The sequence below is a fragment of the Pantoea sp. OVA07A genome (assembly GCF_019969975.1).
Lineage (GTDB): Bacteria > Pseudomonadota > Gammaproteobacteria > Enterobacterales > Enterobacteriaceae > Pantoea > Pantoea agglomerans.
Genome location: NZ_JAHXYM010000002.1, coordinates 79,932 through 103,431, shown reverse-complemented (window position 1 = coordinate 103,431; position 23,500 = coordinate 79,932). Strand labels below are relative to the sequence as shown.

Genomic DNA, 23,500 nt, shown 5'->3' with positions numbered 1-23,500 from the left:
TATGACGTTGTTTACCTTGTTGTTGGTTTTAGGCTGGGAGCGCCTGTTTAAACTGGGCGAGCACTGGCAACTCGAACACCGGCTGGAGCCGATCTTTCGCCAGCGCCACCATTTTTCAATGATGCGTACCCTGCTGATGACCGTGCTGGCGATGGCGCTGACCGCGCTGGTGATCTGGAGTCTGAAAGGGCTGCTGTTTGGCGTGCTGCAACTGCTCTTCTGGATTGTTGCCGGACTGCTCTGTATCGGTGCGGGGTCGGTGCGACAGCACTACCACAGCTACCTGAAAGCGGCCAGTCATGATGACGACGCTGCGCATCAGGCGATGGCGGCTGAACTGACGCTGATTCATGGCGTGCCGGTGGAATGCAGCGAGCGCGAGTTCCTGCGTGAACTGCAGAATGCCCTGATCTGGATAAACTTCCGTTTCTACCTTGCGCCAATGTTCTGGCTGGTGGCGGGCGGTCCATGGGGGCCAGTGCTGCTGGTGGGTTACGCTTTTCTGCGGGCCTGGCAAGGCTGGCTGGCAAAGCATGGAACACCGATGGCGCGTTCACAATCTGGCGTGGATGCCATTCTGCATCTTCTCGACTGGATCCCGGCGCGGCTGGCGGGTGTGGCTTACGCCCTGCTGGGTCATGGCGAGAAAGCGCTGCCTGCCTGGTTTGCTTCGCTGACCGATCGGCATCGTTCTCAGTATCAGGTGCTGACGACTCTGGCGCAGTTCTCACTGTCACGCGATCCGCACACCGATAAAGTCGAAACGCCACGGGTTGCCGTGGCGTTAGCGAAACGTACCTCACTGGTACTGGTGGTCGCTGTCGCGTTGCTGACGATTTACGGCACGCTGGTGTAATCGGCAGGCGGCACGCCGAAATCAGGCGTGCCATCTTCCCGCCAGCTGAAATATTTCAGTCGGGTATGGCGGTTCGGATCCCATAACGGATCGCCTTCAATTTCAGTGTAGTTACGCGCGTGGTATACCAGCACGTCGCGTCCCGCCTCATCCTGGGTAAAACTGTTGTGACCCGGTCCATACTGATGGTTGTCCCAGCTGGAAACAAATACCGGCCGTGCAGACTTTTGCCATGCGGCGACATCAAGCGGATCGGCATCAACGTCAATCGACAGTATCCCCAGACAGTAATTCTCATCGGTGGCGCTGGCAGAGTAGGTCACAAACAGCCGATCCCCGTGACGGATAACCGCCGGTCCTTCATTAACGCTAAAGCCTGCGCACTCCCACTCATATTCTGGCCGGCTCAGCATCACCGGCGTGCCTTTCAGCGTCCAGGGATTAAGCAGCTCAGCCAGATAGAGGTTAGAGTTGCCGGGAATCAATGGATCTTTCTGCGCCCAGAGATACCAGTTTTTACCCTGATGCACGAAGTGGGTAGCATCCAGTGAGAAGCTGTCGAACTGGCTGAAGACCCGGCGACAGGGCTGCCAATCGCCCTGCAGCGGATCTTCCGCCTCACACACCAGCGCATACATCCGGTGCTGAAACAGTCCCTCTTTGATTTCACGCGTCGGTGCTGCCGCGAAATAGATGACCCACTGTCCGTCAATGTAGTGCAGCTCAGGTGCCCAGATTAACTCGCTAAAGGGGCCGCTCTCGGGCTTGCGCCAGACGACCACCGGCTCGGCGCTGCGCAGGCCAGCCAGCGTCGTGGCGCGACGGATCTCCAGCCGGTCATACTCCGGCACCGATGCCACAAAGTAATAGTAATGTTCATGACGCAGGATAAAGGGGTCGGCGCGCTGCTCGATAAAAGGATTCGGCCAGTCTGGGGTCATTTTACATCTCCTGTTTGCGGGGCAGCACCGTCGCGCAGGCGGACAGTGTGTAAATCATGGAAGTTTTCGCGGCGCAGCGCGAGATCCTGCTGGATGGTAATCATCATTTTGCGGTCGACCTTCATCAGTCGTACCACACCTGCGGTAATCAGATAGCCGACGCCAGGAATAATGGTGAACAGCAGCATGATGCCGTTAATCGCCTCAGGTGACTGCTGCTTAGCGCCCGCATTGTAGCCATAGATCGACAGCAGAAAGCCGACCATCGCACCGGCAACCGCCAGTCCCACCTTGAGGAAGAACAGGTTGCCGGAGAAGCTGATGCCGGTGATGCGTTTGCCGGTTTTCCATTCGCCGTAGTCATCCACATCGGCCATCAGTGACCAGTGCAGCGGAGAGGGGATCTGATGCAGGATATTCAGCACAAAGTAGGCGACCACGACCATCACGGTGGCGTGGGGATCGATCCAGTAAAAACCGCTGGAGAAGAGTGCCAGCGCGATATTGGTCCAGAAGAAGACTTTGAGTTTGCACCAGCGATCGGTGAGCAGTTTCGCCAGCGTGCTGCCGACCATCATGCCAATCACACCCAGGCTGATAAACAGCGTGGCGAAGTGCGTCGACTGGCCCATAACCCAGGTCACGTAATACATGGTGGCCGCCATGCGGATGAAGCCGGGACAGACGTTACAGAAGGTCAGCAGCAGAATGCGTACCCACTGATCATTCTTCCAGACGTCACGCAGATCTTTTTTCAGGTCATCATTACTCGGCACGGCAGGGCGGATACGTTCACGTACCGTGGCAAAGCAGAACAGAAACATCGCCAGGCCGATGGTTGCCAGTACCGCCATCGCCATCTGGTAGCCGCGCGCTTTGTCTTCGCCACCGAACCACTCTGCCATCGGCAGCAGGGACAGAGAGAGTATCAGCGTAGCGATGCCGACCATGACAAAGCGGTATGACTGGCAGGAGACGCGCTCACCGGGATCGTTAGTAATCACGCCGCCCAGAGAGCAGTAAGGAATGTTAATCGCCGTGTAGGTCAGCGACATCAGGAAGTAGGTGACGAAGGCCCAGATCACCTTGTTGTGATAGGTCCAGTCTGGCGTGGTGAACATCAAAACGCTGAACACCACATAAGGTACGGAAACCCACAGCAGCCAGGGACGAAAACGTCCCCAGCGACTCTGGGTGCGATCGGCGATCGCGCCCATAATCGGATCGGTTACCGCATCGAGCACTCTGACCGAGAGCAGCAGGGTCCCCACCAGCGCCGGGGCCAGGCCGAAAACGTCGGTATAGAAGTAGTTCAGGAACAGCATGATGGCACCGCCAATCATGTTGCATCCGGCATCGCCCATGCCATATCCCAGTTTTTCCCGAAACGGGAGGGCTGTACCTTTCATGGTTTTCTCCTGCGCATCCAGTGTGAACAGGAATTATTGGCAGGAAATCAGCGAGATGAACGGGAGTAATTCGTTATGAAGATGGACAAAACAGTTGCGGGGAGAGAAGTGTGAACTGGATCGGGACAGTTGAGACGGTCAGAGAGGCGCGGGTGACGTGCTGCAACCCCGCAGGAGGTCGCAGCACGTGGTAAAGCATCAGGCTTTCTGTGTCTGGTTCTTGATAAAGTAACCCACGCCCAGAATCACCAGCCAGACCGGAATCAGCCAGACAGAGATCGCCATGCCCGGCGTGGTCGCCATCAGTACCAGAATCGCCGCCAGGAAAATCAGGCAAATCCAGTTACCGGCCGGATAGAGCAGCGCTTTAAAGCGCGTGGTTACGCCCTGCTTATCTTTCTTACGACGGAACTTAAGGTGCGCCAGGCTGATCATCGCCCAGTTGATCACCAGCGCAGAGACGACCAGCGACATCAGCAGACCAAACGCTTCACCCGGCATCAGATAGTTGATCAGCACACACAGCGCAGTGGCGACAGCAGAGACCAGAATCGTTAACACCGGCACACCGCGACGATCGACTTTCAGCAGCGCTTTTGGCGCATTACCCTGCTGTGCCAGACCAAACAGCATACGGCTGTTACAGTAAACGCAGCTGTTATAGACCGACAGCGCCGCTGTCAGGATGACCACGTTGAGCGCATTCGCCACCATGGCATCGCCCAGTTCGTGGAAGATAAAGACAAACGGGCTGACTTCTGACGTGACACGCGTCCACGGCATCAGTGACAGCAGCACCGCCAGCGAACCAATATAGAAAATCAGAATACGCCACAGCACCTGGTTGGTCGCTTTTGGAATGCTCACTTCCGGGTTATCCGCTTCGGCGGCGGTGATACCCACCAGCTCCAGCCCACCAAACGAGAACATGATAATCGCCATGACCATCACCAGACCACCGATGCCATGCGGGAAAAATCCGCCCTGTTCCCACAGGTTGCGCACGGTAGCCTGCGGACCCGCGTGACCGCTGAACAGCAACCAGCCTCCGAACAGGATCATGCCAATCACCGCAACCACTTTAACGATGGCGAACCAGAACTCCATCTCACCAAACACTTTCACATTGGTCAGGTTAATGGCGTTAATCATCACGAAGAAGATGGCAGCCGAAGCCCAGGTCGGAAAGTCTGGCCACCAGAACTGGACATATTTGCCAACGGCGGTGAGTTCCGCCATGGCGACCAGCACATAGAGCACCCAGTAGTTCCAGCCCGAAGCGAAGCCTGCAAAGTTGCCCCAGTATTTATACGCGAAGTGGCTGAAGCTGCCGGCGACCGGCTCTTCCACGACCATTTCGCCTAACTGGCGCATGATTAAAAAGGCAATAAAACCGGCAATCGCATAGCCCAGAATTACGGCCGGTCCGGCGGATTCAATGACCGATGCACTGCCCAGAAACAGGCCGGTTCCCACTGCACCACCCAGCGCGATGAGCTGAATATGGCGGTTCTTGAGACCACGTTTCAGCGCTTCGCCTTGCTGTTGTTCCATACAAACCTCGTGATGTTTTTATTCTTCGTTCGCAGCGCAGGACGCTGTAATGAAGTGGTTACAATAACGTATTGATTATTTTACGGTATCTGGCGTGCTGAATAGTGCCATCTGCTACCCTGGCGACAAGAATAGTGATAAGCGAATCGCTTTGCACCTGCTTTCGCCTTTCGTGCTGAGAGTTGACTGAAAAAACGCCGTCCTGGTCACGTCTGCCCACAGCAACTTCTGCCATGAAATTCCGTTAATGACGAATAGCTTTCACTTATGTCTGCCGCTGCGCTAACGCGCTAAGCGGGTGTAAGGTTTGGTAAAAGTGAAATTATTTAACATTTGCGGTAACGCGAATTTTTCATTTTTTTAACCGCAAGTTAGCGCCAGCACAGGCTTTGGGGGCAGGTGAATGTCGCAGACACCATATAGACACAAGGTGAATACTTTGTTACTTTACCGGCACCTCTTTTCAATTGGTATTACCAATTTACTCAGGACGATTGGCTTAATAAGAAGGGATGATGGCTTACAGTAAGATTCGCCAACCTAAGCTCTCCGACGCTATCGAGCAACAGCTCGAATCGCTGATTATGGAAGGGACCCTGCGTCCGGGAGAGAAGCTGCTGCCTGAGCGCGAACTCGCCAAACAATTCGATGTCTCACGTCCGTCTCTCCGCGAAGCGATCCAGCGCTTAGAAGCCAAAGGATTATTGCTGCGCCGACAGGGTGGCGGAACGTTCGTGCAGGAGAATCTCTGGCAAAGCTTAAGCGATCCACTCGTTGAGCTTCTCGCCGACCATCCGGAATCACAGTTTGATCTGCTGGAAACGCGCCATGCCTTAGAAGGCATCGCCGCCTATTACGCGGCGCTGCGCGGCACAGAGGAAGACCTGCTGCGCATTCGCGACTGCCATGTGAATATCCAGCAGGCGCAGGACAGCGGCGATTTAGACGCCGAAGCGGACGCAGTGATGCAGTATCAGATCGCTGTCACAGAAGCGGCCCATAATGTTGTGCTTTTACATTTGCTACGCTCAATGGGCCCTATGCTGGAACAAAACGTTCGCCAGAATTTCGAATTGCTCTACTCGCGCCGGGAAATGCTGGCAAAAGTGAGCGGTCACCGCGCCAGAATCTTTGAGGCGATTGTGGCTCGTGAGCCAGAAAAAGCGCGCGAGGCTTCACACCGTCACCTGGCGTTCATAGAGGAAATCTTGCTGGACAGAAGTCGGGAGCAGAGCCGTCGAGAACGCTCCCTGCGTCGTTTACAGCAACGTAAGGAATAACGTGCGACAAAGATCGTACGGACATGTGCGACGAGCCTGCCTGCATCTGCTTTAACAGGCTCCCGATTATTCAACGTATTAGACACAGATAAGGAACACACCCATGTCAGAACGTTTACACAATGACGTGGATCCGATTGAAACTCGTGACTGGCTACAGGCGATCGAATCGGTCATCCGTGAAGAAGGTGTTGAACGTGCACAGTATCTGATTGATCAGGTACTGGGTGCAGCCCGCAAAGGCGGCGTAAACGTGGCTGCAGGATCTTCTGCAATCAGCAACTACATCAACTCTATTGCCGTTGAAGATGAACCCGATTATCCGGGCAATACCTCTCTTGAACGTCGTATCCGTTCCGCAATTCGCTGGAACGCCATCATGTCGGTGCTGCGCGCATCGAAGAAAGATCTGGAACTCGGCGGCCACATGTCCTCCTTCCAGTCTTCTGCGACGATTTATGAAGTGTGCTTCAACCACTTCTTCCGCGCGCGCAGTGAGAAGGATGGCGGCGATCTGGTCTATTTCCAGGGCCACATCTCTCCCGGCATCTATGCCCGTGCGTTCCTTGAAGGCCGCCTGACCGAAGACCAGATGAATAACTTCCGTCAGGAAGTTGACGGTAAAGGCCTCTCTTCTTATCCGCACCCGAAATTAATGCCGGAATTCTGGCAGTTCCCGACCGTATCAATGGGTCTGGGTCCGCTGTCGGCTATCTACCAGGCGAAGTTCCTGAAGTATCTGGAACACCGTGGACTGAAAGATACCTCTGCTCAGACCGTTTACGCCTTCCTGGGTGACGGTGAGATGGATGAGCCAGAATCTAAAGGCGCGATCACCATCGCGACCCGTGAAAAACTGGATAACCTGGTCTTCATCATCAACTGCAACCTGCAGCGTCTGGATGGTCCGGTTACCGGTAATGGCAAGATCATCAACGAGCTGGAAGGCATCTTTGCCGGCGCTGGCTGGGAAGTGATCAAGGTCATCTGGGGCGGTCGCTGGGATGAGCTGCTGCGCAAAGATACCAGCGGCAAGCTTATTCAGCTGATGAACGAAACCGTCGACGGCGATTACCAGACCTTCAAATCCCGTGATGGTGCCTATGTGCGTGAGCACTTCTTTGGTAAATATCCGGAAACCGCCGCGCTGGTTAAAGATCTGTCCGATGATGAAATCTGGGCATTGAACCGTGGCGGCCACGATCCGAAGAAAATCTACGCGGCACTGAAAAAAGCGCAGGACACCAAAGGCAAGCCAGTACTGATCCTGGCGCATACCATCAAAGGTTATGGTATGGGCGACACCGCGGAAGGCAAAAACATTGCCCACCAGGTGAAGAAGATGAACATGGATGGCGTGCGCTATATCCGTGATCGCTTCAACGTGCCAGTTGCAGATGACAAAATTGAATCCCTGCCGTACGTGACCTTTGAAAAGGGCTCTGAAGAGCACACGTATCTGCACGGTCAGCGTGAGAAGTTAGGCGGCTACCTGCCAACGCGTCAGCCGAAGTTTACTGAAAAGCTGGAAATGCCAGCACTCGAAGAGTTCAGTGCGCTGCTGGATGAGCAGAACAAAGAGATCTCAACCACCATCGCCTTTGTACGTGCCCTGAACGTGATGCTGAAGAACAAGTCGATCAAAGATCGCCTGGTTCCGATCCTCGCCGATGAAGCGCGTACCTTTGGTATGGAAGGTCTGTTCCGTCAGATTGGTATCTACAGCCCGAACGGTCAGCAGTACACCCCGCAGGACCGCGAGCAGGTGGCTTACTACAAAGAAGACGAGAAAGGCCAGATTCTGCAGGAAGGGATCAACGAGCTGGGCGCAGGTTCATCCTGGCTGGCTGCGGCGACCTCTTACAGCACCAACAACCTGCCGATGATCCCGTTCTACATCTATTACTCGATGTTCGGCTTCCAGCGTATCGGCGATCTGATGTGGCTGGCGGGCGACCAACAGGCGCGCGGCTTCCTGGTCGGCGGCACCTCAGGTCGTACTACCCTGAACGGCGAAGGTTTGCAGCATGAAGATGGTCACAGCCACATTCAGTCGCTGACTATCCCGAACTGTATCTCCTACGATCCTTCTTACGCCTATGAAGTCGCTGTCATCATGCATGACGGTCTGGTGCGTATGTATGGCGAAGCGCAGGAGAACGTTTACTACTACATCACCACGCTGAACGAAAACTACCATATGCCAGCAATGCCCGCTGGTGCAGAAGAGGGTATCCGTAAGGGTATCTACAAACTTGAAACGGTAGACGGCAGCAAAGGCAAAGTGCAGCTGCTGGGCTCAGGTTCTATCCTGCGTCATGTGCGTGAAGCTGCGCAGATCCTGGCGAAAGATTACGGTATCGGCTCTGATGTCTACAGCGTCACCTCGTTCACTGAACTGGCACGTGATGGCCAGGATTGTGAGCGCTGGAACATGCTGCATCCGACAGAAGAAGCGCGCGTACCTTACATCGCTCAGGTGATGAACGACGCACCTGCTGTCGCCTCAACCGACTACATGAAACTGTTCGCTGAGCAGGTTCGTAGCTATGTCCCGGCCAGCGATTATCGCGTACTGGGTACCGATGGCTTTGGTCGCTCTGACAGCCGTGAGAACCTGCGTCATCACTTTGAAGTTGATGCATCTTATGTGGTGGTTGCCGCGCTGGGTGAGCTGGCTAAACGCGGCGAGATCGAGAAGAAAGTGGTGGCCGACGCGATCACCCGATTCAATATCGATGCCGATAAAGTTAACCCGCGTCTGGCTTAAGAGGTAATAGAGTAATGGCTATCGAAATTAAGGTACCGGATATCGGGTCTGACGAAGTTGAAGTCACCGAGATTCTGGTGAAAGTTGGCGACAAGGTGGAAGCCGAGCAGTCGCTGATCACCGTGGAAGGCGACAAAGCCTCAATGGAAGTGCCGTCGCCGCAGGCTGGCGTAGTGAAAGAGATCAAAATCTCTACCGGTGACAAAGTTGAGACCGGCTCACTGATCATGGTGTTTGATGCTGAAGGCGCTGCGGAAGCAGCACCTGCCGCCGCCGAAGAGAAAAAAGCGGACGCGGCGCCAGCGCCAGCCGCTGCTGCGGCCACTGCCAGCAAAGAAGTGGCTGTGCCGGATATCGGCGGTGACGAAGTTGAAGTCACTGAGATTCTGGTTAAGGTTGGCGACAAAGTCGAAGCCGAGCAGTCACTGATTGTGGTGGAAGGCGATAAAGCGTCGATGGAAGTCCCGGCTCCGTTCGCGGGTGTGGTCAAAGAGATCACTATTTCCACCGGCGACAAAGTCAGCACCGGTTCAGCCATCATGGTCTTTGAAGCAGAAGGCGCAGCACCGGCCTCTGACGCGAAGCCAGAAGTGAAAGAAGAAGCGGCATCGGCACCTGCCGCGGCTGCAGGCGCAAAAGACGTTAACGTTCCGGATATCGGCGGTGATGAAGTTGAAGTTACCGAGATCCTGGTCAAAGTTGGCGACAAAGTTGAAGCTGAGCAGTCACTGATTGTGGTTGAAGGCGACAAAGCCTCTATGGAAGTGCCTGCGCCGTTTGCAGGAACCGTCAAAGAGCTGAAAGTGGCGACCGGCGATAAAGTCAGCACCGGCTCACTGATCATGGTGTTCGAAGTCGAAGGTGCTGCTCCGGCTGCCCCTGCGGCCGCGAAACAGGAAGCCGCACCGGCCCCTGCTGCCAAATCTGACGCTAAAGCCGCGGCACCCGCTCCAGCTAAAGCGGAAAGCAAAGGTGAGTTCGCAGAGAACGACGCTTACGTTCACGCTACCCCGGTGATCCGTCGCCTGGCGCGCGAGTTCGGTGTTAACCTGGCGAAAGTCAAAGGCACCGGCCGTAAAGGTCGCATTCTGAAAGAAGACGTGCAGACTTACGTGAAAGAGGCCGTGAAACGCGCTGAAGCGGCACCAGCTGCAGCCAGCGGCGGCGGTCTGCCAGGCATGCTGCCATGGCCGAAAGTTGATTTCAGTAAGTTTGGCGAAATCGAAGAAGTCGAACTGGGGCGTATCCAGAAAATTTCTGGCGCGAACCTGAGCCGTAACTGGGTGATGATCCCGCACGTTACGCATTTCGACAAAACCGATATCACCGATCTGGAAGCCTTCCGTAAGCAGCAGAATGCTGAAGCAGAGAAGCGTAAGCTGGATGTGAAGTACACCCCGGTGGTGTTCATCATGAAAGCGGTCGCGGCGGCGCTTGAGCAGATGCCACGCTTCAACAGCTCGTTGTCTGAAGATGCGCAGAAACTGACGCTGAAAAAATATATCAACATCGGTGTGGCGGTTGATACACCAAATGGCCTGGTGGTTCCGGTCTTCAAAGACGTGAACAAGAAAGGCATCACCGAGCTGTCGCGTGAACTGATGGCGATTTCGAAGAAAGCGCGTGACGGTAAGCTGACAGCGGGTGACATGCAGGGCGGATGTTTCACCATCTCCAGCCTGGGCGGCCTGGGCACTACGCACTTCGCGCCGATCGTGAACGCGCCGGAAGTGGCTATCCTGGGTGTCTCTAAATCGGCGATGGAGCCGGTGTGGAACGGTAAAGAGTTTACTCCGCGTCTGATGATGCCGATTTCTCTCTCCTTCGACCACCGCGTAATCGACGGTGCTGATGGTGCACGATTCATCACCATCATCGGCAATATGTTGTCTGACATTCGTCGTTTAGTTATGTAAATGTAAAGAAGGCCGGCGGAAGCCGGCCTTCCTGTAACGATTCGTCGCGCCGCGGTTGGCAGTTTGTTAACAATTCTGTAAACTCTTGCGGTGAAAGTCCCGGTGGAACAAGGGCATTATAAGAAAGTCTGACCCGCCGGATATCAATTAAGAGGTCATGATGAGTACAGAGATTAAAACCCAGGTCGTAGTACTTGGGGCAGGTCCTGCAGGTTACTCTGCAGCCTTCCGTTGTGCGGATTTAGGTCTGGAAACCGTACTGGTAGAGCGTTACAGCACCCTGGGTGGTGTTTGTCTGAACGTCGGTTGTATCCCATCTAAAGCGCTGCTGCACGTTGCTAAAGTGATTGAAGAGGCGAAAGCCCTTGAAGAGCACGGCATTGTGTTTGGCCAGCCATCTACTGATATCAACAAGATTCGCAGCTGGAAAGAGAAGGTTATCAACCAGTTGACTGGCGGCCTGTCAGGAATGGCAAAAGGTCGTAAAGTCACCGTGGTTAACGGCCTTGGCAAATTCACCGGTGCTAACACCCTGGTGGTTGAAGGAGAAGGCGGCGCGACCACCATCAACTTCGATAATGCCATTATCGCTGCGGGTTCACGTCCAATCGAACTGCCATTCATTCCACATGAAGATCCACGTGTCTGGGACTCTACCGATGCGCTGGAACTGAAAGAAGTGCCGAAGCGCTTGCTGGTCATGGGCGGCGGCATCATCGGTCTGGAAATGGCGACGGTTTATCATGCGCTGGGTTCAGAGATTGATGTGGTTGAGATGTTCGACCAGGTTATCCCGGCTGCGGATAAAGACGTGGTGAAAGTCTTTACCAAGAAAATCAGCAAGAAATTTAACCTGATGCTGGAAACCAAAGTGACCGCCGTTGAAGCAAAAGACGATGGCATTTACGTTTCAATGGAAGGTAAAAAAGCACCAGGCGAAGCGCAGCGTTACGACGCGGTGCTGGTGGCCATCGGTCGTGTGCCGAACGGTAAAGGTCTGGATGCCGGTAAAGCGGGCGTGGAAGTGGACGATCGCGGCTTCATTCGCGTCGACAAGCAGATGCGCACCAACGTGCCACACATCTATGCTATCGGCGACATCGTCGGTCAGCCAATGCTGGCGCACAAAGGCGTGCACGAAGGCCACGTGGCGGCAGAAGTGATCTCCGGTCTGAAGCACTACTTCGATCCGAAAGTGATCCCTTCAATTGCCTATACTGAGCCAGAAGTTGCCTGGGTCGGTCTGACCGAGAAAGAAGCGAAAGAGAAGGGCATCAGCTACGAGACCTCCACCTTCCCGTGGGCAGCCTCAGGCCGTGCTATCGCTTCTGATTGTGCAGACGGTATGACCAAACTGATTTTCGACAAAGAGACGCACCGGATTATTGGTGGCGCGATTGTCGGTACTAACGGCGGCGAGCTGTTAGGCGAAATCGGTCTGGCGATTGAGATGGGTTGTGATGCGGAAGATATTGCGCTGACCATCCACGCTCACCCGACCCTGCATGAGTCAGTCGGTCTGGCGGCAGAAATCTTCGAAGGCAGCATCACCGATCTGCCTAACGCGAAAGCGAAGAAGAAATAACTTTCTGCTACTAAAGAAGAAAGCTCCCGTTATGGGGGCTTTTTTTTCGCCTGGAGTTTGGTGCTGTATGGCAAGAATCGATTTGGGTTAAGACTAAAGGTAACCCCAATAACCCTGAAAACGTTGCCTGTGAGAGTTATTAGAGTTATCGTGCTTTCATCGGGACGCGACAGGACACAGGGATGGATAGCAGCACGTTAATTTCCGAAATGAAGGCTGATGGCTGGGTTCTGACAAGGATAGACGGTAGCCATCACCATTTCACACATCCGACAAAACCGGGGCTGGTTACAGTACCCCATCCTAAAAAAGACTTACCGATCGGTACGGTAAAGAGCATCAGGAAACAAGCGAGAATTTAATCCCGCTTGCCCGTAGAGGTATAAATATGTTTTATCCAATCGCGATTGAAGCGGGTGATCACGAACACGCATACGGCGTAATCGTTCCCGATTTACCAGGGTGTTTCTCTGCCGGGGATACTCTTGATGAAGCCATTAAAAACGCCAAAGAGGCTATCACAGGGCATATCGAATTATGTGTAGAGCTCGGTCATGAGATCCCTGCCGTGTCCACCATTGAGACTCTGGCCACGAATCCTGACTATCAGGGTTATATCTGGGCATTGGTTGATGTAGATGTCATTCGTTTGCTGGGCGGCTCTGAAAAAATCAATGTCACTTTACCCAAGTCGTTAATTGATCGGATTGATCGTTGTGTGGCTTCACACCCCGAATACAAAAGTCGCTCGGGCTTTCTGGCTCAGGTAGCGCTTGAGCGTATTACTGCTCCGATTAACAGGCCACAAAAGTAAGTCCGCGTGATAGCTAAATTTATTGGTGGCAGAGGAATCAAAAGGCACCGTTTATGAGTTTTTACCCCTTAAGCCGTTGCCATGATCTTTCTCACGTATGGTCAGGTTGATGTCTTTGATGATGCTTTTATCCAGATTGATAAAACCGGCGTAAGAATGCATATTCCGGTGAATCTGGATGGACTGCTGCTGATTCTCTTCCTGACTCTTACAAATCAGTGAGTTACTGATCTTTAAATACGTGAATTTAGTGGTGATTTTTTTATGAGGGCAAAATCATCATATTTTACAGCCGCATACATTAAGAGTGTTCCCCGCGCTAGCGGGGATAAACCGCATTGATGATGGAGGTGGCCAGACATCTGGCCTGTAATCCCCTACGAATGTGAATATCAGAGTCAGGCCCGATGAAAAAAAAGAACAGCACTCCCACACCTCACGATGCCACTTTCCGGCAGTTTCTCTCACAGCCGGACATTGCCCGCAACTTCATGGAACTGCATCTGCCCGCCGAACTGCGCGCTATATGCGACCTCAGCACCCTGAAACTTGAATCCGGTTCGTTCGTTGAAGACGATCTTCGCTAGTATTTCAGCGATATCCTCTACAGCCTGAAGACCAGTAACGGGGATGGGTACATACACGTCCTGGTTGAGCATCAGTCTACGCCGGACAGGCATATGGCATTCAGGCTGATGCGATACGCTGTGGCGGCTATGCACCGCCACCTTGAAGCGGGCCATAAGCAGCTGCCGCTGGTTATACCGGTACTGTTCTATACCGGCAAACGCAGCCCTTATCCGTATTCAACACGCTGGCTCGACGAATTTGAAGACCCTTCGCTGGCGGAAAACCTCTATGGCAGTACCTTTCCACTGGTGGATGTCACGGTGATCCCGGATGAGGAAATCATGGGGCACCGCAGCATGGCGGCGCTGACGCTGTTACAGAAGCACATACATCAGCGTGACATCGCGACTCTCACCGATCGGCTGGCCACGTTACTGATGGCCGATTATCTTTCTTCACCCCAGGTAACAGCGCTGATACACTATTTACTGCAGGCAGGCGAGTCGGCTGACTCCGAAGCCTTCGTGCGCGAACTGGCACAGCGAGTGCCGCAACACGGAGACGCACTTATGACCATCGCACAGCAGCTGGAGCAGAAGGGTATCGAGAAAGGTATTCAGCTTGGTGAACAGCGTGGAATCGAGAAAGGCCGAAATGAAGGCAAACTCGAGGTTGCCCGCACTATGCTGCAGAACGGCATCGACCGTAACACCGTCATGAAAATGACCGGTCTCTCAGAAGATGAACTTTCACAGATCCGTCACTGATTTTGATGTCAGAAAACGGCTCGGCAACGTAAAGCCCTGCACTACAGGGCTTAACAAATTTAATGAAACGCAGGCGCTGCTCATCAGTTAGTGCGCTGACACAGTCTCCTAGGTTAACTGACTATAATTACGAGCGTGCTTTTCTGCCATTCCCGAAACTCATCACAAAGCAATTCGACTGTTATGACAAAATTACCGGGGCTCCTGGCTTAAACATCAGGATAGGTGGAGTTCCTGGGAGGAAGCGAAGAGGGCTGCAGATCAGCAGGGCATAACCTTCCTGGATGCTAAAATTCAGGGGCCGGCTAAGGTCTGGCTTATCCCTTTCACTGTTTCCAGTACACCCGGTAAACACAATATGGGATGCTGGACGGTGGCTCTCTGACAGTCAAATTCTCAGAAGATTAGGCAGCAAGCTAACCTTCATCTAACCACGCATCTCCCATGCAGCCACCCGTTCAATAAACATCTGCGCCAGGGCAGTAATGGCGCTGTTGCCGGGTAGTCTTTCTTCATTGATATACATCACCAGCGAACTACTGCGTCGGCGGCCCTGCAGCAGCGGCAGGGGACGGAGCTCACCGCTCTCTAACAGCGCGGCGATATTCTGTTCCGGCAGCCAGCCATAACCTAACTGATGCTGGACCGCTTCAATGGCTGCCGACAGCGTCGTGAAGGACCAGTTCTCCGCCTGATCGCCATTGACCTCTGACTGCTGCTGTTGCTGACGATCCAGAATGGTAATGCAGGGCCAGCGTGCCAGCGTAGCAGCATTAAGCGGGGCGGGTTCGCGGTGCAGCGGGTGGTCGCGATGGGCGACGGCGACGAAATCGACACTCATCAGGCTTTCGCCTGCTAACGGCGTGTCACCATATTGCGCTACCAGCCAGAGATCAGCCTGATGCTCCGCCAGTCTTTCCGGCGTTTCGCTTCGGACGATTTCGCTAAACCAGATGCGGACATGCGGATAGCGTTGCTGAAAGGTCTGAAGCACATCGAATAGCAAGGGTTTGGGTAGAGTCGCATCGACCATCAGATCGATGCGCGAACGCTCGCCGCGTTGCAGTGCACTGGCCTGCGCCTCAAGCGCGCCGAATCCCTCCAGCAGCGGACGCACCTGTGCCAGCAACTGATGTCCCTCTGCACTCAGGACAGCGCGGCGGCCCTTCTGCTGTAATAGGGTCAAACCCAGCCGCTGCTGTAACAGGCTCAGCTGATAACTCAGTGAGGACTGGCTGCGATTGTTCTTCTCCGCTGCCTGCGCAAAACTCCCCTCATTCACTACTGCGTCGAGCAGATACCACTGTTCGAGTGTTGTCTTGTACATGATAACTCATCTAAAAATTAAATGATTTAGTGCTAAAAATAGCGTTATTAATCGGTTTTGTAACGCGCAATAATCTCCTCAAGGAAAACAAATGAGGAATTAACCATGAGCACTTTCGATAAACATGACCTGTCTGGCATCGTCGGCAAACATCTGGTTTACACCTATGACAACGGCTGGAATTACGAGCTCTATATTAAAAATGCCAGCACCATCGACTATCGCATTCACAGCGGTATGGTCGGTAATCGCTGGGTTAAAAACCAGCATGTCTATGTCGTTCGTCTGGCGCAGGATGTCTATAAAGTTTCCTGGACTGAACCAACCGGTACCGATGTCAGCCTGGCCGTTAATCTGGCTGATAAAATTTTCCACGGCACCATCTTCTTCCCACGCTGGGTAATGAATAATCCGGAGAAAACCGTCTGCTTCCAGAATGATCATCTGGAAGAGATGGCAAAATTCCGCGAAGCGGGTCCGGCTTATCCAACCGAAGTGATTGATGAGTTCGCGACGCTGACCATAATCCGCGATGTGGGCGAAAATAACGAAAGCGTGATCGACTGTCCGCCTGACCAGTTGCCCGCCAATTTTCCGGAAAATCTGAAAAATTAAACATGCACAGAAGAGGTCATGACGACCTCTTCTGAATAGCAGTTTCTGTCTTGTAGCTTCTGACGTGTAACTTACGAGAATGAAAAAGAGCTTTACCGACCAGGGTTTTATCAGTAGTAATCAGCAGGACGGATTCGGTGTCAGTTGCATCAGGCTGATTTCCGGCCTGGTGTTGTTATCCTCCTGAGCTCACCTCCGCTGTACCCCATAAACACGCCGGCTTCTATTCCTGCCAGTTATCTATTTCCCTGAATCACTTCGCTAAAGCCACGGCAAAACTGACATAAACCTGCAGCCATTTGTGTGGAATACGGTACGCTGCAGAGAGACCCATTCAGCCGACTCAGCTGGCTGATGCAGGGAGTTAAACGGGCAGAATGGCCGTAGTGGATTATGTTGTATTTTTGTAAACAGATTAACAAACAGACGAAATACTGCTATTCTGCCCTCCGCGAAACCGGGCACCTCAACCTGGACGAGAAAGGGAAGATTGTTCTCCATAAGTGAGCAAGGTGGTCGGAAAGCCCTACATAATGAGAGCGAGGATAACGTCGTGCTAGAAGAATACCGTAAGCACGTTGCCGAGCGTGCTGCCCAGGGAATTGTACCTAAGCCTTTAGAGGCTTCCCAAATGGCCGCGCTGGTTGAACTGCTAAAAAATCCACCTGCGGGTGAAGAAGAATTTTTGATCGATTTATTGGTCAACCGCGTCCCACCTGGCGTCGATGAAGCGGCGTATGTCAAAGCCGGTTTCCTGGCGGCTGTCGCCAAAGGCGAAGCAACCTCTCCTCTGATATCTTCTGAAAAAGCGGTTGAACTGCTTGGCACCATGCAGGGCGGTTACAATATTCATCCGCTGATTGAGGCGCTGGACGATAGCAAACTGGCTCCGATTGCCGCGAAAGCCCTTTCACACACGCTGCTGATGTTCGACAACTTCTATGATGTCGAAGAGAAAGCGAAAGCGGGTAATGAATACGCGAAGCAGGTGATGCAATCCTGGGCAGATGCGGAATGGTATCTGTCACGGCCTGAACTGGCAGAGAAGATCACGGTTACCGTGTTTAAAGTCACTGGCGAAACCAACACCGACGATCTCTCTCCGGCTCAGGATGCCTGGTCACGTCCAGATATTCCTCTGCACGCCCTGGCGATGCTGAAAAATGCCCGTGAAGGCATTGAGCCTGATGACGCGGGCAATATCGGCCCGATCAAACAGATTGAAGCTCTGAAGACCAAAGGCTTCCCGCTGGCGTATGTCGGTGATGTTGTCGGAACTGGTTCTTCACGTAAATCCGCCACCAACTCGGTGCTGTGGTTTATGGGCGACGACATCCCGAACGTGCCAAATAAAAAAGGCGGCGGCGTGGTGCTGGGCAGCAAAATTGCACCCATCTTCTTTAACACCATGGAAGATGCGGGCGCTCTGCCCATTGAAGTGGACGTAAACAACCTGAACATGGGCGATGTGATCGACATCTATCCATTCAAAGGCGAAGTCCGCAACCATGAAACCAATGAGCTGCTGGCCAGCTTCGAGCTCAAAACCGAAGTAGTGATTGACGAAGTGCGCGCCGGTGGCCGTATTCCGCTGATCATCGGTCGCGGCCTGACCACCAAAGCGCGCGAGTCGCTGGGTCTGCCACACAGCACCGTATTCCGTCAGGCGAAAGATGTCGCGGAGAGCACCCGTGGTTTCTCGCTGGCGCAGAAAATGGTTGGCCGCGCCTGTGGCGTGACCGGCGTTCGTCCGGGTGCCTATTGCGAACCTAAGATGACCTCGGTTGGCTCGCAGGATACCACCGGCCCGATGACCCGTGACGAGCTGAAAGATCTGGCTTGCCTGGGCTTTTCGACCGATCTGGTGATGCAGTCGTTCTGTCACACCGCCGCGTATCCGAAGCCGGTGGATGTGAGCACGCACCATACGCTGCCAGACTTCATCATGAACCGCGGTGGTGTGTCACTGCGTCCGGGTGACGGCATTATCCACAGCTGGCTGAACCGTATGCTGCTTCCGGATACCGTCGGTACCGGTGGTGACTCGCACACCCGTTTCCCTATCGGCATCTCTTTCCCGGCGGGTTCAGGCCTGGTGGCGTTTGCCGCCGCGACTGGCGTAATGCCGCTCGACATGCCGGAATCGGTTCTGGTGCGCTTCAAAGGTAAGATGGAGCCGGGCATTACCCTGCGCGATCTGGTTCACGCCATTCCGCTGTATGCCATCAAACAGGGTCTGCTGACCGTTGAGAAGAAAGGTAAGAAAAACATCTTCTCTGGTCGCATCCTGGAGATTGAAGGTCTGCCGGATCTGAAAGTCGAGCAGGCGTTTGAGCTGTCCGATGCGTCAGCAGAACGTTCCGCTGCGGGCTGTACCATCAAGCTGGATAAAGCGCCGATTATCGAATACCTCAGCTCCAACATCGTGCTGCTGAAGTGGATGATCGCAGAAGGCTACGGCGATCGTCGTACGCTGGAGCGTCGCATTGAAGGTATGGAGAAATGGCTGGCCGATCCTCAGTTGCTTGAGCCGGATGCCGATGCTGAATATGCCGCCGTGATCGAAATCGATCTGGCTGAAATCAAAGAGCCAATCCTCTGTGCGCCAAACGATCCGGACGATGCACGTCTGCTTTCTGACGTTCAGGGTGAGAAGATCGACGAAGTGTTTATCGGCTCATGCATGACCAACATTGGTCACTTCCGTGCTGCGGGTAAACTGCTGGATAGCCACAAAGGCCAGCTGCCAACCCGTCTGTGGGTGGCACCGCCAACCAAGATGGATGCGGCACAGCTGACCGAAGAAGGCTACTACAGCGTATTCGGCAAAAGCGGTGCGCGTATCGAGATCCCAGGCTGTTCACTCTGCATGGGTAACCAGGCACGTGTTGCAGATGGTTCGACGGTGGTTTCGACTTCGACCCGTAACTTCCCGAACCGTCTGGGTAACGGCGCTAACGTCTACCTGGCGTCAGCGGAGCTGGCTGCGGTCGCGTCTCTGCTTGGCAAACTGCCAACGCCAGATGAGTATCAGCAATTCATGGCGCAGGTCGATAAAACGGCCAGCGACACGTATCGCTATCTCAACTTCGACCAGCTGACGCAGTACACCGACAAAGCTGATGGCGTGATTTTCCAGACTGCGGTCTGATTCTTCACCTTGCAGGCATGAATAAGGGGCGATGATTCGCCCCTTTTTTTCGTCTCAGCATGGGGTAGAGAGACGATCAAAAGCTGGCTTTCGGCAGACAGCCTGTAATAATGCGCGACGTGTCACACTTTGCCGCGAGAGCAGCACGGACACTTACCAGGTGAGACGACGACGTTGAGAGGAACGGGCGATGGAATATGAATTTTTACGCGATGTGACCGGACAGATTAAGGTTCGCATGTCGATGGATCATGAAGCGGTCGGCCACTGGTTCAACGAAGAGGTCAAAAACGATCCGGGATTGCTGGATGAAGTTGAAGCCGCCATTGAAGATGTCAAAGGCAGCGTACGTCAGTGGCAGCGGATCGGCAGCGAGTACACCATTCTGCTGGATGAAGAGGAGGTGATGATCCGCGCCAACCTGCTGGCTCTGGAAGATGACGGTATGGAAGAGGGGATGAACTACTACGACGAAGAGAGCCTCTCGTTCTGCGGCATTGAAGATTTTCAGCTGGTGATCGCTGCTTATCGCCAGTTTATGAACCAGTACGGCAAACCCGTACGGTAATACAGAAAGGCAATCTTTTACGGTTATAAGGCCGGGCGAACTCAGCAGCCCGGCCTGTTAACTAACTCAGTGATGCACCACCGCACATTACCAGCTGCTGGCCGGTGATCGCCGCCGCCGCAGGGGAGAGCAGGAAATCGACCAGCCCGGCCACTTCCTGCGGCTGAATATAGCGGCCAATGGGTGGCAGACGGGGCGGTGAACTGGCACGGCCCGGCTGTTGCAGCATCGGCGTTTCGGTGGCGCCTGGCGCCACAATATTGGCGGTAATGCCGCGCGGAGCGAGTTCCGCCGCCCAGCTGCGCACCATACCGATCATCGCCGATTTGGTGGCGACATACTGACTGCGGCCCGCCGCACCGCCTGATGTCCGGCTGCCCAGCAGCACAATTCTGCCGCCCACACGCATCCGCGGTGCAAAATGATTCGCCAGCTGCTCAGCAGCGGCAACGTGCAGTTGCCATAAGCGTGCGCTGGCGTTCAGATCCAGCTCCCCAAGCGGCGCGGCCTGCATCATACCGGCTGCATGGATTACCGCCTGCGGCACCGGTAGCGCGTCCAGTAAAGCCTGCAGTGCCGCGCTGTCGCTGATATCGATTTGATGGCTCTGCCAGCCCGCTTCTGCCCGGCTTATCGCCGAGCGACTCAGGCCGATAACCTGCCAGCCCTCATCGAGTAAACGGTCAGCAATCGCCTGACCGATGCCGGAGCTGGCCCCGGTCACCAGCGCCATCCGTTCAATCACGCATCACCTCCCTTCACCCATGACTCCGCGACCCGCACATACTTAATCGCCTGACGATACCAGGTGTAGGCGATATGCAGTTCGCCATCCAGGCCCTGTTTAATGCTGGGATAAGAGAACTCACGGTTTAATTTCTGCTGGGAGTTATTGGTCATGCAGTAGCCATCGCCCTCGTCCAGATTGCGCTGCAGCGGCCAGCTTTTACCGCCATCCGTTGAGATAGCCAGCGTCATCGGCGCACGTGGCGCACCCCAGAAAGCGGTGCGACCACTGTGCACCACCGGCTCAGCGGCGACGGCAACATCACTTTCCTCTTCATCATCTTCAATTTCGTCATACAGCGACAACCGGCGTTCGCTGGCACCTTCGGCGCTCATGGCATTGAACACCAGCGCCAGATGACCATTGCGCAGTGTTGTGACCTGAATTGAGGAGTTATTGTTGGGCAGCGATAACGGCTGTGGCGCGCTCCAGCTTTCGCCCTGATCAAATGAGCGGCTCTGATAGATGTGGTCGGCCCAGCGGCTGCGGTAGAGCGCCAGCAGCGAGCCATCATCCAGCAGGGTAACGTTCATATGAACGCAGCCGGTGCTGTCAGGCACGCTGACGTCACGCCAGCTCTGGCCTTTATCTTCTGAGATTTTTACCGCGCTCACGTCATAGCTGCCGACCCACTTTTCGCCGGGCTGGGTCAGACAGTAAAACACTGGCAGCAACCAGTTACCGTTGGGCAGCACCACAATCGGCTGGCGAATAAAGGTGCCGGGCTTATCCAGCAGCGTTTTGATCTCCCCCCAGCTCTGGCCCAGATCGTGAGACTGGCGATAGCGCACAATTGCGGTGTCCTGATTGCCCGATTTCTGCGCCGTCCACAGCAGCCACAGCACCTGGTCGGGATCGAGAAACAGCACCGGATTCTGTTCTGAACGGCCCGGATCGTCAGAGAGTTTTTGGGCTTCACTCCAGCGATCGCTGCCTTTTCGCAGCCGTGAACACCAGACAGAGATATCGGCAATCCCTTCCTGCGTGCCGCCAAACCAGACGCAAAGCAGATCGCCATCGGGCAGCGGCAGCAGGTTAGCCGCGTGGTTTTGCGGGCAGGAGGAGGGCAGCATCGCAACCTGCTGCGCGCTATCCTGCGGGTGAGGCGCAAGCAGGCCGGTGCGTTCTGCGGTGACGGTTTCCTGAGTCATTTTAGGCTCCACTATTTTGTGCATTGTGTTGCGATTGAGGCTGAGACTGGCGTGACGGGATACAGCGGTCAATCACCATAATAATTGCCGGGGTGATCAGCGCCACGTACATATTGTCGATACCAAACGGGTTACCCATCAGGAACCAGACGGAAGTGACAACGCAGGCGCCAATCAGACCGGCATTGGCGCCACGTGTGCTCTTAAACCACGGCAGGTAAAACGCCATGATCGCCACAACGGTAATCGACAGACGAATCGCACGGGTAAAGAACGAGAGCTTCAGCACTTCCGGGAAGAACAGAACAAACAGCAGCGGGAAGAAGCCGATGCCAATCGAGATCCAGCGCGTCATTTTAAATTCGCGCTCTGGGGTCGGGTTACGATAAGGCACGTAAAAGTCTTTCACCACCAGCGAGGCGATGGCCAGCGCCACGGTACCGACGCTGACGAAAATCGAGGCCACCAGCGAGGTGGTGACAATGCCCGCCAGCCACGGTGACATATCCTGCAGAAACACCGGCAGCGCATAGAGGCTCTTGATATCCGGGTGAGCAAACTTCGCTGCCACGCCAATCAGCGCCATCGCCAGACCAATCGGCAGGCAGAAGAAGAAGGCGACCCAGGTGGCGCGCTTCGCTGACTTCACATCTTTGGTGGAGGATATCGCCTGAATCACAAACTGGGTACAGAAGATCGAACCTACGGTCCCGATCAGCCAGGCCACAATGGTACTGGCACCGACGTGACCATCCCATGTCCAGTAGAACGCCGGCATTTTCTCCATCATCGGGGCGACGCCGCCGGTCATCTTCAGCGCCACATAGAGGATAATCAGGATCCCCATATACTTGATGGCGCTGTGCAGCAGCGTGACCCAGGCCACACCTTTCATGCCGCCAAATGCAAAGTAGAAGGTGCTGACCACCGCAGTGATAAAGGCAGCCTGAGTCAGGTCAATCTTCAGCACGGTGGAGATCGCCGCCGCGCCGCTGATGTAGTTGCCGACGTTCACCAGCAACAGCGCATAGATCATGATCAGCGAAATAATATTTTTGGTCGAACTGCCATATTTCTCGGCGATAGCACCGGAAATAGTGATCTTTCCGGTGTTGTAGATGCGTTTGACCAGTATCAGGCCAAACAGCGGGAAGCCAATTGCCGCGCCAATCACCGACCATGAGGCGGCGAAGCCATCTTCAAAGGCCGCCTGCGCGGTGCCGATGGTGGATTTTGCCCCGATATATTCAGACATCAGCATAATGCCGACGATAAAAGCAGGCATGGCGCGCGAGCCTTCCATAAAGTCGCCGCTGGTTTTACTGCGCAGCCGCCAGGTGAGCCAGGTGGTGAACAGGATATAGGCGACCACCATGCCGACGATCAGTAAGGTGCTCTCAGTTGAAAATGCTTTCATCATGACCTCGATTGTTCTGGCA

Annotated in this window: 17 protein-coding genes and 2 pseudogenes; 12 read left to right on the top strand and 7 right to left on the bottom strand. The window is 54.4% G+C overall.

The features are described from left to right. Position 1 precedes the first annotated feature (1 nt). Positions 2-856 (top strand): beta-lactamase regulator AmpE, encoded by an 855-nt coding sequence (gene ampE / locus LC417_RS09025; RefSeq protein ID WP_010253930.1) that lies wholly within the window; start codon positions 2-4, stop codon positions 854-856. On the opposite strand, the gene LC417_RS09020 is transcribed toward ampE, so the two are convergent. The 3 genes from LC417_RS09020 to aroP all read right to left on the bottom strand — a co-directional run bounded on the left by LC417_RS09020 (position 838) and on the right by aroP (position 4,760). Beyond that, complete coding sequence (locus tag LC417_RS09020) at positions 838-1,797, bottom strand: family 43 glycosylhydrolase (protein ID WP_223565748.1); 960 nt, start codon at positions 1,795-1,797, stop codon at positions 838-840. The genes ampE and LC417_RS09020 overlap by 19 nt on opposite strands. Continuing rightward, positions 1,794-3,206, bottom strand: coding sequence for a glycoside-pentoside-hexuronide (GPH):cation symporter (locus LC417_RS09015; protein WP_022625418.1), 1,413 nt, complete (start codon positions 3,204-3,206; stop codon positions 1,794-1,796). The genes LC417_RS09020 and LC417_RS09015 overlap by 4 nt, the downstream gene beginning before the upstream one ends. A gap of 198 nt (positions 3,207-3,404) precedes the next feature. Beyond that, on the bottom strand, positions 3,405-4,760 hold the full coding sequence (aroP, locus tag LC417_RS09010; protein WP_033756570.1) for an aromatic amino acid transporter AroP: 1,356 nt from the start codon (positions 4,758-4,760) through the stop codon (positions 3,405-3,407). A 515-nt stretch (positions 4,761-5,275) separates the two neighbouring features. Here aroP and pdhR point away from each other — a divergent pair. From pdhR to LC417_RS08970, 8 genes and pseudogenes are all read left to right on the top strand, one after another. Next, positions 5,276-6,040, top strand: coding sequence for a pyruvate dehydrogenase complex transcriptional repressor PdhR (pdhR, locus tag LC417_RS09005; RefSeq protein WP_010253942.1), 765 nt, complete (start codon positions 5,276-5,278; stop codon positions 6,038-6,040). A 103-nt stretch (positions 6,041-6,143) separates the two neighbouring features. Next, positions 6,144-8,810 (top strand): pyruvate dehydrogenase (acetyl-transferring), homodimeric type, encoded by a 2,667-nt coding sequence (gene aceE, locus LC417_RS09000; protein WP_010253944.1) that lies wholly within the window; start codon positions 6,144-6,146, stop codon positions 8,808-8,810. Positions 8,811-8,824: 14 nt separating this feature from the next. Further along, entirely contained in the window at positions 8,825-10,726 is a 1,902-nt protein-coding gene (aceF, locus tag LC417_RS08995; protein WP_122459252.1) for a pyruvate dehydrogenase complex dihydrolipoyllysine-residue acetyltransferase, read from the top strand. 160 nt (positions 10,727-10,886) lie between these two features. After that, the gene (gene lpdA / locus LC417_RS08990) at positions 10,887-12,311 is read left to right on the top strand and encodes a dihydrolipoyl dehydrogenase (protein WP_010253950.1); all 1,425 of its coding nucleotides are present in this window, start codon (positions 10,887-10,889) and stop codon (positions 12,309-12,311) included. 182 nt (positions 12,312-12,493) lie between these two features. After that, on the top strand, positions 12,494-12,673 hold the full coding sequence (locus LC417_RS08985) for a type II toxin-antitoxin system HicA family toxin (protein WP_157353426.1): 180 nt from the start codon (positions 12,494-12,496) through the stop codon (positions 12,671-12,673). Positions 12,674-12,699: 26 nt separating this feature from the next. Next, positions 12,700-13,125 (top strand): type II toxin-antitoxin system HicB family antitoxin, encoded by a 426-nt coding sequence (locus LC417_RS08980; RefSeq protein WP_223565747.1) that lies wholly within the window; start codon positions 12,700-12,702, stop codon positions 13,123-13,125. Between the two features lie 81 nt (positions 13,126-13,206). Then, positions 13,207-13,296: pseudogene (locus tag LC417_RS08975) on the top strand (CRISPR-associated protein Cas1); the annotation flags it as partial. Between the two features lie 236 nt (positions 13,297-13,532). Continuing rightward, positions 13,533-14,462: pseudogene (locus LC417_RS08970) on the top strand (Rpn family recombination-promoting nuclease/putative transposase). 427 nt (positions 14,463-14,889) lie between these two features. Here LC417_RS08970 and LC417_RS08965 read toward each other — a convergent pair. Then, the gene (locus LC417_RS08965) at positions 14,890-15,789 is read right to left on the bottom strand and encodes a LysR family transcriptional regulator (RefSeq protein ID WP_223565746.1); all 900 of its coding nucleotides are present in this window, start codon (positions 15,787-15,789) and stop codon (positions 14,890-14,892) included. Between the two features lie 105 nt (positions 15,790-15,894). Between LC417_RS08965 and LC417_RS08960 the strand changes: the two genes are divergently transcribed. The 3 genes from LC417_RS08960 to yacL all read left to right on the top strand — a co-directional run bounded on the left by LC417_RS08960 (position 15,895) and on the right by yacL (position 20,123). Then, positions 15,895-16,404 (top strand): phenolic acid decarboxylase, encoded by a 510-nt coding sequence (locus LC417_RS08960; RefSeq protein ID WP_033780591.1) that lies wholly within the window; start codon positions 15,895-15,897, stop codon positions 16,402-16,404. Between the two features lie 553 nt (positions 16,405-16,957). Next, positions 16,958-19,555, top strand: coding sequence for a bifunctional aconitate hydratase 2/2-methylisocitrate dehydratase (gene acnB, locus LC417_RS08955; RefSeq protein ID WP_031593569.1), 2,598 nt, complete (start codon positions 16,958-16,960; stop codon positions 19,553-19,555). A gap of 190 nt (positions 19,556-19,745) precedes the next feature. Continuing rightward, positions 19,746-20,123 carry a protein YacL gene (gene yacL / locus LC417_RS08950; protein ID WP_010253973.1) on the top strand — a complete coding sequence of 126 codons (378 nt, stop codon included), beginning with the start codon at positions 19,746-19,748 and terminating at the stop codon, positions 20,121-20,123. A gap of 61 nt (positions 20,124-20,184) precedes the next feature. On the opposite strand, the gene LC417_RS08945 is transcribed toward yacL, so the two are convergent. Genes LC417_RS08945 through LC417_RS08935 form a run of 3 tightly spaced genes read right to left on the bottom strand, consistent with a single transcriptional unit; the run spans position 20,185 to position 23,478 of the window. After that, positions 20,185-20,856 (bottom strand): SDR family NAD(P)-dependent oxidoreductase, encoded by a 672-nt coding sequence (locus tag LC417_RS08945; RefSeq protein WP_154209932.1) that lies wholly within the window; start codon positions 20,854-20,856, stop codon positions 20,185-20,187. Between the two features lie 8 nt (positions 20,857-20,864). After that, the gene (locus LC417_RS08940; protein WP_060679469.1) at positions 20,865-22,061 is read right to left on the bottom strand and encodes an exo-alpha-sialidase; all 1,197 of its coding nucleotides are present in this window, start codon (positions 22,059-22,061) and stop codon (positions 20,865-20,867) included. A gap of 1 nt (position 22,062) precedes the next feature. Further along, a complete protein-coding gene (locus tag LC417_RS08935) occupies positions 22,063-23,478 on the bottom strand; it encodes a sodium:solute symporter family protein (protein ID WP_031292876.1) in 1,416 nt (471 codons plus the stop codon). Positions 23,479-23,500: the final 22 nt, after the last annotated feature.